Below are 12,610 nucleotides of genomic sequence, written 5' to 3'. Positions count from 1 at the left end.
CAGCCACAGCAGCCACAGCAGGATAGCTTATTCCACCCATTCTTAGTGCGTAACGACCAACCGTTACCAAAACCGACGACGCCAATGCCATCTCTTGACCTGCTGGCGAGCCCACCGGAACAAGAAGAGCCAGTGGATATGTTCAAATTAGAGCAAACCGCAAGGCTAATTGAAGCACGTTTGAATGATTATCGTGTTAAGGCTGAAGTCGTTGGCTTCTCTCCGGGACCGGTGATTACTCGCTTTGAGTTGGATCTTGCGCCGGGAGTTAAAGCGGCTCGAATTTCCACATTGTCTCGAGATCTTGCGCGTTCATTGTCGACTACGGCGGTTCGTGTTGTTGAGGTGATCCCAGGTAAACCGTATGTTGGTCTAGAATTACCTAACGAAAAACGTCAAACCGTTTACTTGAGTGAAGTTTTAGATTGTGATGATTTTAGAAAAAATCCATCGCCATTGACGATAGTGTTAGGGAAAGATATTGAAGGTGACCCGGTTGTTGCCGACTTGGCAAAAATGCCGCACTTACTAGTGGCGGGTACAACGGGATCCGGTAAATCGGTTGGGGTCAACGCGATGATCCTCAGTATCTTATATAAAGCGAAACCTGAAGATGTACGCTTTATTATGATTGACCCGAAAATGCTGGAACTGTCTATCTATGAAGGGATCCCGCATCTGTTAACTGAAGTTGTTACCGACATGAAAGACGCGGCGAATGCGCTGCGTTGGTGTGTCAATGAAATGGAACGCCGTTATAAACTGATGTCAGCTTTAGGTGTACGTAATCTCGCGGGTTACAACGATAAGATTAAAGCGGCAGCGGATATGAATCGCCCAATCCCAGACCCATTCTGGAAGCCGGGTGACAGTATGGATATGGAACATCCAATGCTGAAAAAAGAACCTTATATCGTGGTGATGGTGGACGAATTTGCGGACTTAATGATGACCGCAGGGAAGAAGGTGGAAGAGTTGATTGCTCGTTTAGCACAAAAAGCGCGTGCAGCGGGTATTCACCTCGTTTTAGCGACCCAGCGTCCATCTGTTGATATCATTACCGGGTTAATTAAAGCCAATATTCCAACGCGTATCGCCTTTACGGTATCGAGTAAAATTGACTCACGTACTATTCTTGACCAAGGTGGTGCGGAATCACTATTGGGTATGGGGGATATGCTGTATCTGCCACCAAACTCATCCATTCCTGTTCGTGTTCATGGTGCATTTGTCCGTGACCAAGAAGTTCACGCAGTTGTGAATGATTGGAAAGCGCGTGGAAAACCGCAATATATTGATAGCATCACAACGTGTAGTGATGATAGTGAAGGTGGCGGAAGTTCAGATAATGGTGATGAAGATCTTGACCCGTTATTTGACCAAGCTGTCGAATTTGTTGTTGAAAAACAAAGGGTATCTATCTCCGGTGTACAACGTCAATTCCGTATCGGTTACAACCGTGCAGCTCGGATTGTTGAGCAAATGGAAGACCAAGGAATTGTCAGTGAACCAGGGCATAACGGTAACCGAGAAGTATTAGCGCCACCATCAATGGGATATTAATATTTCATGTGCTAATTGCTGGTTTAATTCAAGGGGTGTATAAAGACATACGCCCCTTATGGTATTAATTTTAAGGTCTTTTCTCGATGAAAAAAATGATGTTGTTAGGTGCATTAGCCCTGAGTTTAAACGTAGGTCAAGTATTGGCAGATGCGAGTCAAGACCTTCAAGATCGTCTGAGTAAAGTGAATAGCTTCCAAGCGAGCTTCTCTCAGAAAGTGACTAGCCCAGAAGGTGATCTCATCCAAGAGGGTGTTGGTGACTTGTGGATTGAACGCCCTAACTTATTTAACTGGAATATGACTTCGCCGGATGAAAGTGTTCTGGTATCAGACGGTAAAAATCTGTGGTTTTACAACCCATTTGTTGAGCAAGTAACGGTGACAAATTTAGCCGATGCTACCCAAGATACGCCATTCCTGCTATTAACACGCAACAATCCGCAGGATTGGAAACAGTATTCTATTGTCCAACAAGGCAATACGTTTGATCTGAAACCAAAACAATCTAACGGTACATTAAAAAGTTTCTCTATTACGGTTAACCCACAAGGGACGATTGAGAAATTTGCTGCGGTTGAACAAGATGGGCAAACCAGTGCGTATCAATTAAAGCAGCAAAAAAATGGCCCAGTTGACCCAAGTAAATTCAAATTTACGGTACCAAAAGGGGTCACATTGGATGACCAGCGTTCTCGCGCTCACTAATATCTAGGGGGTAAAGAGGGTCTCGTGGGTAACTTATCTCTCGATTTTTCACAAAATGAATTCCAACCTCTGGCTGCGCGTATGCGGCCGGAAACCCTTGAACAATATATCGGTCAAACGCATTTACTTGCCGAAGGTAAACCATTACCACGTGCGATTAAGGCGGGTCATTTACATTCAATGATCTTGTGGGGACCTCCGGGAACGGGGAAAACGACCTTGGCTGAAATTATTGGTCACTACGCACAAGCGGATATCGAGCGTATTTCGGCGGTAACTTCGGGGATCAAAGAGATCCGCGAATCCATCGAAAAAGCGCGCCAAAATCGCAGTGCGGGGCGAAGAACCATTTTGTTTGTGGATGAAGTTCACCGCTTTAATAAAAGCCAGCAAGACGCTTTTTTACCTCATATTGAAGACGGTACCATCACTTTTATTGGTGCGACTACTGAAAATCCTTCATTCGAACTCAACTCGGCACTGCTTTCTCGTGCAAGAGTCTATCTATTAAAATCTTTAGAAAGTAGTGAAATTGAAGAGGTGCTATTACAGGCATTGGGCGATAGCACTCGGGGTTTAGGAGGTCAAAATATCGTTCTTCCAGATAGCACCCGAAAAATGATTGCCGACTTGGTTAATGGGGATGCAAGGCGCTCACTGAATCTGCTGGAAATGATGTCGGATATGGCTGAGGCGAATAGCCAAGGTCAGCGAGTGCTAACCGCAGAGTTACTCAAAGAAGTGAGTGGCGAGCGTGCGGCGCGTTTCGACAATAAAGGCGACCGTTACTATGATTTGATTTCTGCGCTGCATAAATCAGTTCGTGGTTCAGCCCCTGATGCTGCGCTTTATTGGTATGCGCGAATTATTACTGCGGGTGGAGATCCTTTGTATGTAGCTCGTCGTTTACTAGCGATTGCCTCTGAAGATGTCGGAAATGCCGATCCTCGAGCCATGCAAGTGGCGATTTCAGCGTGGGATTGCTTTACTCGTGTAGGGCCAGCAGAAGGGGAGCGAGCGATTGCTCAAGCCATTGTTTACCTTGCGTGTGCACCGAAAAGTAATGCCGTGTATACCGCCTATAAAGCGGCTATCAAAGATGCTCAAATGCAGCCAGATTATGATGTGCCTGAACACTTAAGAAATGCCCCTACCAAATTAATGAAAGAGTTAGGCGTCGGTAAAGAGTATCGTTATGCTCACGACGAACCTAATGCTTACGCGGCAGGTGAAAACTATTTCCCTGAGCCGATGAAAGCGACACAATATTATTATCCCACCGCGCGCGGGTTAGAAGGCAAAATTGCTGAAAAACTCGACTGGTTAGCCCAACAAGATCAAATTAGCACAACAAAACGCTATCGCTAATCGGGTCAATGCGGTAAGGTTATAACGCAATAAAATAATCTAAATATAACGCCGGAGCGCGTTATATTCGCTTTCACAATTGACTAACAAAATCACAGGACTAGCATGCTCGATCCAAATTTACTGCGTACGGAGCTAGACGCGGTTGCTACAAAACTGGCTCGCAGGGGTTTTACCCTTGATGTGGAAAAGCTGCGTGAATTAGAAGAACGCCGCAAAGTTTTACAAGTTGAAACTGAAACCCTGCAAGCAGACCGTAACTCGCGATCGAAAACAATTGGTGCAGCAAAAGCGCGTGGTGAAGACATTGAGCCATTACGTCTGGAAGTGAACCAATTAGGCGAAAAATTGGATGCTGCTAAAGCAGAGTTAGACAAACTGCAACAAGAAATCCGTGATATTGCATTAAGTATCCCGAATATACCTGATGATGAAGTGCCTGACGGTAAAGATGACTCTGAAAACTTAGAAGTCTCTCGTTGGGGAACACCTCGCCAATATGATTTTGAAGTTAAAGATCATGTGAGCTTAGGTGAACTGGCTGGTGGTTTAGATTTTCCAGCGGCAGTGAAATTGACAGGTGCTCGTTTTGTTGTGATGAAAGGTCAAATTGCGCGTATGCACCGTGCATTAGCGCAATTTATGCTGGATTTACACACTGAACAGCATGGCTATCAAGAGCTGTATGTTCCTTATTTAGTTAACCATGACACGCTGTATGGTACTGGTCAGTTGCCAAAATTTGGTGAAGATTTATTTCACACTAAACCGTTGGAAGAAGAAGCAGATAGTAGCACGTATGCATTGATCCCAACTGCAGAAGTGCCAGTAACTAACTTAGTGCGTGATGAAATTTTAGATGAAGATTCACTTCCTCTGAAAATGACGGCTCATACACCATGTTTCCGTTCAGAAGCGGGTTCTTATGGTCGTGATACTCGTGGTCTTATCCGTATGCACCAATTTGATAAAGTTGAATTAGTGCAAATCGTGCATCCAGAAAAATCAATGGCGGCACTGGAAGAGTTAACGGGTCACGCGGAAAAAGTTCTGCAATTACTGGAACTGCCATACCGTAAAGTTCTGCTGTGCACTGGGGATATCGGCTTCGGTTCACGTAAGACTTACGATTTAGAGGTTTGGCTGCCGGCGCAAAATACATACCGTGAGATTTCTTCTTGCTCAAACATGTGGGACTTCCAAGCTCGCCGTATGCAAGCGCGTTTCCGTGGTAAGAGCGACAAGAAAACCCAACTGGTTCATACATTGAATGGTTCTGGTTTAGCTGTTGGCCGTACTCTGGTTGCTGTGTTAGAAAACTACCAGCAAGCGGATGGCCGTATTGAAGTGCCCGCAGTATTACGTCCGTATATGAATGGCTTAGAATATATCGGTTAATTGATATATTTGACGTTGAAGGCTGAGCTTGGTTTTAGACTGAGCTCAGCCTTTTTTATGAATTCAACAGTATTGGCTATAATACAAATAGTTGGAGCCAAATTTTCAAAGAAAAAATGGCGCCATATCTGTCTTACTTACATAATCAATGAACTGGTTTGTGACTGTTTAGTATCGGTAAAAAAGATACTGCGGTACGTGCTGTAGTAAGTTGCGTACATAATTGGCATTGAGATAAATAATCCTAAGCCGAATGGAATAATAGAAACAAACATTAGCACCATGGCAATCAGGAAGAATAAGAAACCGGGTAATAGGTTTTTCTTCACTGCCTGTAAGCTGGCGGAGATAGAGGTGCCAATTTTGAAATCATGATTCATGATAAGCGCAGGGGCAAACCACGTTAGTGCTGTGCCAAATAAGCTGGCTAATGCCATGATAATGCCTGCAAATACAAATGTTCCCGTTGATGCAAACAAGGCTGCGTCTGAAATACCATCGTATTGGTCAGCTTGCATCACTAAGCTAAAAATGGCTGAGCCAGCAATCAGAAATGCAATTAACATTCCGACCATATTGGCAGCAAAGTTTATGGCACCGATGGCAAATAGTTCACCAAATTTCTTTTGGAACCCTGAGAAAAGTAAGCCGATATCCGCTTCGCCAGTTTTGCGTTGGTTTTCACAAATCGCAATGATCCCCCCGACGAAAACAGGAGTAACAAAACTGACAAACATGCTAACAATGGGCAGAAAAGCCATGGCAAAGATAATCAGGAAAAAGACAACGTTAATCAGGATCCACATGCCTAATTTTTCTTTGACCAGCGCCCACGCTTGGCTGATCCATTCAACGCCTTCTCCTGCTTGAACGGCGCGAGGTTCAGGCGTAAATACAAAACTATCAACGGGCTCTTGAGGTGATGGTGTTTCAGGTGCTGGCGTTACAGGTGATATGTCGTTATCGACATGATCGTGTTCATTATTCATGGTAAATGACCTATTCGTAGTGATGAATCAGCAATGTTTATTATAGTGTTATGCTGCTATTGATTTATAAATTAAATTTAACTTGTGGATTATGCCTAAAAACTCAACATTATCAAAGCAGAGTAATCTGGTTGCGTGAGAGTCGGTAGGATTATGAAAGCCGGTAGGATGGTGTAGAAGAAGGGATAATAAAGAGGCTCCCCGAAGGAAGCCCCATTTTAAATTAGTACATGACTTTTTTGCCGTAGCTTTCGAGGATGCTTTTTACTCTTTCCATTACCTCTTTTGACGGTGGTCTCACGCCATCAAGTTTGTATTCTTCACCCATGGTTTCCCATTTGTGTTTGCCGAGTTCATGGTAAGGGAGCAATTCAATTTTTTCGATGTTATCCATATCTTTGACAAATTCACCGAGCATATGGACTGAGTGGTCATCGTCACTCCAGCCTGGGACGACGACATAGCGGATCCAGGTCTTTTGATTGCGCTTAGCGAGGTAGCGAGCAAACTCTAAGGTGCGATGATTGGAAACGCCAACGAGTTTTTGGTGGATCTCATCATCAAGCTGTTTTAAGTCAAGCATGACAAGATCAGTGACTTCCATCAGCTCATCAATGACGGGATCATAACGACGAACAAACCCGTTAGTATCTAAACAGGTATGGATGTTTTCTTTCTTACAAGCGCGGAACCAATCACGGACAAAATCAGCCTGTAAAATAGCTTCACCGCCGGATGCGGTTACGCCACCGCCCGTTGCATTCATAAAGTGGCGATAAGTGACGGCTTCTTTCATTAGCTCATCAACGGTGACCATGTTACCGGTATGGGTATCCCACGTATCACGGTTATGGCAATACAAGCAGCGCATTAGGCAGCCTTGGAAGAAGACAATAAAGCGGATCCCTGGTCCATCGACGGTACCACAGGATTCGAAGGAGTGAATTCGTCCAAACGTCGCAGGTGGCGAGGTGGTCGAAATTTCAGTCGTTGGAATAGTCTTTTGCGTTGTTGACATAGCAGGAACTCACAGAATGTAGAATTATAATTTGTTATCTTTGACTAAGATAGAAAGGCCCCAATGGGAGGGGCCTTTTATTTATTTTACGTTATAGAATCTTAGCAAAGTCTTACAGAGTACTGGTGAAAGTACGAGTAATAACGTCTTGCTGCTGTTCTTTAGTCAGAGAGTTAAAGCGCACTGCGTATCCTGATACACGGATAGTCAATTGCGGGTATTTCTCTGGGTTTTCCATCGCGTCTAGCAGCATTTCGCGGTTCATGACGTTCACGTTTAAGTGCTGGCCACCTTCGATAGAGGATTCATGGTGGAAGTAACCATCCATCAGACCCGCTAAGTTAGTTTTACGCACTTCGTCGTCTTTACCTAATGCATTTGGAACGATAGAGAAGGTATAAGAAATACCGTCTTTCGCGTAAGCAAATGGCAGTTTAGCGACTGAAGTCAGTGATGCAACCGCACCTTTTTGGTCACGACCGTGCATTGGGTTAGCACCCGGTCCGAATGGTGCGCCAGCACGACGACCATCTGGGGTGTTACCTGTTTTCTTACCATACACAACGTTAGAAGTGATGGTCAGAACTGACTGAGTTGGTACCGCGTTACGGTAAGTAGGCAGTTTCTGGATTTTCTTCATGAAACGTTCTACTAAGTCACAAGCGATGTCATCAACACGTGGGTCGTTGTTACCGAATTGTGGGTATTCACCTTCGATTTCGAAGTCGATAGCAATACCATCTTCGTCACGAATTGGTTTAACTTTGGCGTATTTGATTGCAGACAGTGAGTCAGCTGCAACAGACAGACCCGCGATACCACATGCCATTGTACGGTAAACATCACGGTCATGAAGTGCCATCAGAGCTGCTTCATAGCTGTATTTATCGTGCATGAAGTGGATGCAGTTCAGCGCAGTGACATACTGAGTTGCTAACCAATCCATGAAGTGGTCCATTTTGTCCATCACGGTATCGAAATCAAGAACTTCGTCCATGATTGGAGCATGTTTAGGACCGACTTGCATTTTCAGTTTTTCGTCCACACCACCGTTGATGGTGTACAGCATAGTTTTCGCTAAGTTTGCACGAGCACCGAAGAACTGCATTTGTTTACCAACAATCATTGGGCTCACGCAACATGCGATTGCGTAGTCATCATTGTTGAAGTCAGGGCGCATTAAGTCATCGTTTTCATACTGTACAGATGAAGTATCGATTGACACTTTTGCTGCGAACTTTTTGAAGTTCATTGGCAGTTTTTCTGACCACAGGATAGTCATGTTAGGCTCTGGAGATGGGCCCATGGTATACAGTGTGTTCAGGAAACGGAAGGTGTTTTTAGTCACCATAGTACGGCCATCAAGACCCATACCAGCCAGTGATTCTGTTGCCCAGATTGGGTCACCAGAGAACAGCTCATCGTATTCAGGAGTACGTAAGAAACGAACCATACGCAGTTTCATGACTAAGTGGTCAATCAGTTCTTGCGCTTGTTCTTCTGTGATTTTACCTGCTTCTAAGTCACGTTGGATGTACACGTCTAAGAACGTAGATACACGACCAAATGACATTGCTGCACCGTTTTGAGATTTAACAGCGGCTAAGTAACCGAAGTAAGTCCATTGAACTGCTTCTTGTGCGTTAGTTGCAGGACCCGAGATGTCGTAGCCATATTTAGCAGCCATCTCTTTGATTTGACCCAGTGCACGGTGCTGTTCAGCAATTTCTTCGCGCAGTTGGATAGTCATTTGCAGGTCTTCACCTTTCTCTAATCTTTCTTGCAGAGAAGTGAATTGGTTGAACTTGTCTTTCATCAGGAAATCAATACCGTACAGCGCAACGCGACGGTAGTCACCGATGATACGACCACGACCATAAGCATCTGGTAAACCGGTTAAGATACCTGATTTACGGCATTTTAAGATGTCTGGAGTATAAACATCGAAAACACCTTGGTTATGGGTTTTACGGTACTCAGTGAAGATTTTTTTCAGGCTAGGATCTAAAGTACGATCGTAAGCTTTACATGAACCTTCAACCATTTTGATACCACCGAACGGGATAAGACCACGTTTCAGAGGTGCGTCAGTTTGTAAACCAACGATAGTTTCTAAGTCTTTGCTAATGTAACCCGCATCATGGGAAGTGATTGTTGAAGCAACGTCTGTATCAAAATCAACTGGCGCGTGAGTGCGGTTTTCGATTTTGATCCCTTCCATGACTTTTTCCCACAGCTTATCAGTCGCTGGAGTAGAGCCTGCTAAGAAAGATTCATCACCTTCATACGGAGTATAGTTTTTCTGAATAAAGTCACGGACGTTGACGTTATTCTGCCAGTCACCTTGGCTAAAACCTTGCCATGCTAAAGCGAATTTTTCATTTAATTCGGACATGATACTTTTACCTTTTAACAATGGATCTTTGAGGGATCTTAATAAATCTTTGTGTACTTGTAATAACGATTGTATTAGCCAATTTCGATTAATGTTTTTCGCTATTACGTAGATGCATTAACCAGTAAATCAGGCCGACCAACACCGCGCCGCCAATAATATTTCCGATAGTTACTGGTATTAAATTTTCGGTAATAAAGTTTCCAACGGTTAAGTTAGAAAATTGTTCTGGTGCCATGTTGATATTTGACCAAAATTCAACAGGGGCGAATTCTTTAATCATGATAGCAAGAGGGATCATAAACATATTTGCAATACTATGCTCAAAGCCACTTGCGACAAACATTGCGATTGGTAGAACTAATACTACCAGTTTGTCTGTTAGGCTACGACCGGCATAGCTCATCCAAACGGCTAAACAAACCATTAAGTTAGCTAAAATACCTAAAAAGACGGCTTCAACAAAAGTATGGTGTAATTTGTAGTTAGCTGTTTGGAGAACGTTTAATCCCCATTGTCCATTCGCCGCAGCATATTGACCTGCAAACCAAATAATAGCGACAAAAAACAGTGCGCCAATTAAGTTGCCAATATAAACGTTGAACCAATTGAGGAACATTTTTCCCCAAGTAATTTTGCCTGTTGCTTTAGATACGATGGTCAGAACAGTGGATGTAAATAAATCAGCACCGCATACAACAACTAACATGAGCCCAAGGGAGAAGCAGATACCGCCAATCAGTTTAGTAAAACCGTAAGGAGCACTTGCTGCGCCTGTTGTTGCAGTAATATAGAAAACGAAAGCGATAGAGATAAAGATACCAGCAGTGAATGCTGACAAGTAGGCAATAGCTGGGTGTTTGTTCGTTTTATAAACACCTACATCATCAGCAACTTGCGCCATGACAGCAGGGGATAATAAATTAAAAGGGTTGTCAGCTTTCATACTAACACTCTCTTACAAAGTTGATTAATTATAGCACGCAATTATAGTAACAAACGGGTGTGACGATAAATTTGATGTGGATCATGAAGTGTTGAGAGAACGGGGTGAAAACAGCGCAAAAAACGTCAAAATTCAACATAACTATTTGATTTGAATGTAGAAAATATTTTTTAAATTTTATAAAAAAATTTTATAAAACGACTCAAAACGGTCTTGATAAGTAAAATGTTACAGATGATTGTTAATGAATTTCGATAATTATTATGTGATTGAAATTAAATATTGCTTAAGTAAAGATAAAAGCCCAGAGGCTTTTATCTTTATCAACTTAATTAAGCATTAGTGCGCTTAGCTTTTTGCAGCTTTTCGTAAGCCGCTAAAAGCCCTTGATGAGCAGGTAAAGCTTTGAGCTCTTCATCAATTGACCATAATCCGTAGAAGCTCGACTCACCAGCAATTGCTGCCGACGCTGCATCTACCGCCTCTTGCCCATACATACGGACAAATGCTTGATAATACTGAGCAGGCTCTCTCTCTTCTTCTTGGGAAAGCAGCAGCAGAGTGTGCAAGCAGCGGTAGTAGTTAGCGCGTTCTGGCGTGAAGACGGAACTGTTGAAGTCTTGTGTCCATTCAACCCAAGCCAGCGCTTGTTCAAGGTCGCCACCCGCTAAGGCTAGCATTGATTTCAATTCACCAATACGCAGGTTGCTCCAGCCATTATCTTTACCGACAGCTAAACCTAACAGTTCGCGAACACGGGTAAAGTCATCTAATCCGTCGTCATCTAGCTGTTCAATGAGAGCAAGATAATCTTCTTTTTCCCACTGACTATCTGGAAGGGACATGATGGTGTCACGCAGGTAAGCGCCCATCGCATTATTGGCAATATGCAAATCTTCCACTGGATAGATATCTGACATACCTGGCACCAAAATACGGCAGGCATATACACCTAAATGGCTGTAATCTGCGATATATACTTCTGCGTCAAGTTTGTTGAAGATAGCCATCAACGTTGCAAATTCTTCTGTCGTGGTGCCTTTAAAGCTCCAATCTGCAAATGGATAATCCGCATCGTCTTTAAACATATCCCAGCTAATTAAACCGCTGGAATCGATAAAGTGGGTTTCTAAGTTTGTGTGCTCACCGACTTCTTCATCGTCAAAGGTTGGGGCGTTAAACACATCCAAATCTTTCAGTCCACGACCTTGTAGTAATTCAGTGACTGTACGCTCTAAGGCAACACCAAAATCAGGGTGCGCGCCGAAAGAAGCAAAACAAGTTCCGTTCTGTGGGTTAAACAGCACAACACAGATAACAGGGAATTGACCACCCAAAGAGGCGTCGTAACAGAAGATAGGGAAGCCTTCGTTTTCCAGTGTTTCAATCGCGGCGACTACACCAGGATAGCGGGCCATCACATTGGCAGGGATCGTTGGTAAACTAATGCTTTCGGCAATAATTTTGTTTTTTACAAAGCGTTCGAATACTTCAGATAATCCTTGCACACGGGCTTCATTTGCCGTGTTTCCTGCGGACATCCCATTAGACACATATAAGTTACCGACGATATTCATTGGAATATAGACGGTGCTGTTATCAGATTGACGTGTAAATGGCAGGGCACAAATACCGCGTTCTTCATTTCCTGATTGCAGGTCAATCAGTTGGCTGCCTGCGAGTGCATTGTCGGGATCATAAAAAGCAATCAAACGCTCATCCAGCAAACCGGCTGGTAGGCTATCATCTTCAGTTAACGGGAACCATTTCTCATTAGGGTAATGAACGAAATCCCCTTCAGCGATGGATTTACCTAAATAGAAATCCGCGAAGAAATAGTTGGTGGATAAACGCTCGAAATATTCACCGAGAGCTGAGGCTAAAGCCGCTTTTTTACTTGCGCCTTTACCATTGGTAAAGCACAGCGGGCACTCTTTGTCACGAATATGAACGGACCAAACATTTGGAACCGGATTCAGCCAAGAGGCTTCTTCGATATCGAATCCTAAATTTTTCAGTTTGGTTTGAAATGCATCAATGGAGTCTTCGAGTGCGGCATCTTTGCCGGGAATAAATGTTTGGCTCATTGTCAGTCACTTGTAAATGGCTTGTTTCAGATAGCGGCTATGATACGGACTTTTTGCCTAGGGCTCACGCTTTTTATTCAAGACAGAAAAATAGCGAAAAATTAAAATTTACTAAAATGACAAAGTCGATCACAAAACT

The 12,610-nt window shown here is 43.5% G+C and carries 9 protein-coding genes; 4 read left to right on the top strand and 5 right to left on the bottom strand.

Annotated elements, in window-relative coordinates:
- The 4 genes from GKR48_RS14240 to serS all read left to right on the top strand — a co-directional run.
- On the top strand, positions 1-1,563 hold a 1,563-nt coding region (locus GKR48_RS14240; protein ID WP_255425047.1), incomplete at its 5' end, for a DNA translocase FtsK.
- Positions 1,564-1,649: 86 nt separating this feature from the next.
- On the top strand, positions 1,650-2,270 hold the full coding sequence (lolA, locus tag GKR48_RS14235) for an outer membrane lipoprotein chaperone LolA (protein ID WP_036951825.1): 621 nt from the start codon (positions 1,650-1,652) through the stop codon (positions 2,268-2,270).
- A 24-nt stretch (positions 2,271-2,294) separates the two neighbouring features.
- Positions 2,295-3,638, top strand: a complete 1,344-nt coding sequence (locus GKR48_RS14230) for a replication-associated recombination protein A (RefSeq protein ID WP_336431174.1) — start codon at positions 2,295-2,297, stop codon at positions 3,636-3,638.
- Positions 3,639-3,743: 105 nt separating this feature from the next.
- Positions 3,744-5,036, top strand: coding sequence for a serine--tRNA ligase (serS, locus tag GKR48_RS14225; RefSeq protein WP_154628554.1), 1,293 nt, complete (start codon positions 3,744-3,746; stop codon positions 5,034-5,036).
- Positions 5,037-5,173: 137 nt separating this feature from the next.
- On the opposite strand, the gene GKR48_RS14220 is transcribed toward serS, so the two are convergent.
- From GKR48_RS14220 to ycaO, 5 genes are all read right to left on the bottom strand, one after another.
- On the bottom strand, positions 5,174-6,025 hold the full coding sequence (locus GKR48_RS14220; protein WP_154628553.1) for a BPSS1780 family membrane protein: 852 nt from the start codon (positions 6,023-6,025) through the stop codon (positions 5,174-5,176).
- Positions 6,026-6,248: 223 nt separating this feature from the next.
- Entirely contained in the window at positions 6,249-7,043 is a 795-nt protein-coding gene (gene pflA, locus GKR48_RS14215) for a pyruvate formate lyase 1-activating protein (protein ID WP_154628552.1), read from the bottom strand.
- A 112-nt stretch (positions 7,044-7,155) separates the two neighbouring features.
- On the bottom strand, positions 7,156-9,438 hold the full coding sequence (gene pflB, locus GKR48_RS14210; protein ID WP_036951811.1) for a formate C-acetyltransferase: 2,283 nt from the start codon (positions 9,436-9,438) through the stop codon (positions 7,156-7,158).
- An 88-nt stretch (positions 9,439-9,526) separates the two neighbouring features.
- The gene (gene focA, locus GKR48_RS14205) at positions 9,527-10,384 is read right to left on the bottom strand and encodes a formate transporter FocA (RefSeq protein WP_154628551.1); all 858 of its coding nucleotides are present in this window, start codon (positions 10,382-10,384) and stop codon (positions 9,527-9,529) included.
- Positions 10,385-10,716: 332 nt separating this feature from the next.
- Positions 10,717-12,471 (bottom strand): 30S ribosomal protein S12 methylthiotransferase accessory factor YcaO, encoded by a 1,755-nt coding sequence (gene ycaO / locus GKR48_RS14200; RefSeq protein WP_154628550.1) that lies wholly within the window; start codon positions 12,469-12,471, stop codon positions 10,717-10,719.
- Positions 12,472-12,610 lie beyond the last annotated feature (139 nt).

The organism is Providencia sp. wls1943 (assembly GCF_009706275.1).
GTDB lineage: Bacteria > Pseudomonadota > Gammaproteobacteria > Enterobacterales > Enterobacteriaceae > Providencia > Providencia zhijiangensis.
This window is presented reverse-complemented; position numbering and strand designations above follow the sequence as displayed.

Excerpts from the sequence above, each read along its gene's own strand:
- lolA (WP_036951825.1), top strand. The coding sequence starts at position 1,650 with ATGAAAAAAATGATGTTGTTAGGTGCATTAGCCCTGAGTTTAAACGTA.
- GKR48_RS14220 (WP_154628553.1), bottom strand. The coding sequence starts at position 6,025 with ATGAATAATGAACACGATCATGTCGATAACGACATATCACCTGTAACG.
- ycaO (WP_154628550.1), bottom strand. The coding sequence starts at position 12,471 with ATGAGCCAAACATTTATTCCCGGCAAAGATGCCGCACTCGAAGACTCC.
- pflA (WP_154628552.1), bottom strand. The coding sequence starts at position 7,043 with ATGTCAACAACGCAAAAGACTATTCCAACGACTGAAATTTCGACCACC.
- serS (WP_154628554.1), top strand. The coding sequence starts at position 3,744 with ATGCTCGATCCAAATTTACTGCGTACGGAGCTAGACGCGGTTGCTACA.
- focA (WP_154628551.1), bottom strand. The coding sequence starts at position 10,384 with ATGAAAGCTGACAACCCTTTTAATTTATTATCCCCTGCTGTCATGGCG.
- pflB (WP_036951811.1), bottom strand. The coding sequence starts at position 9,438 with ATGTCCGAATTAAATGAAAAATTCGCTTTAGCATGGCAAGGTTTTAGC.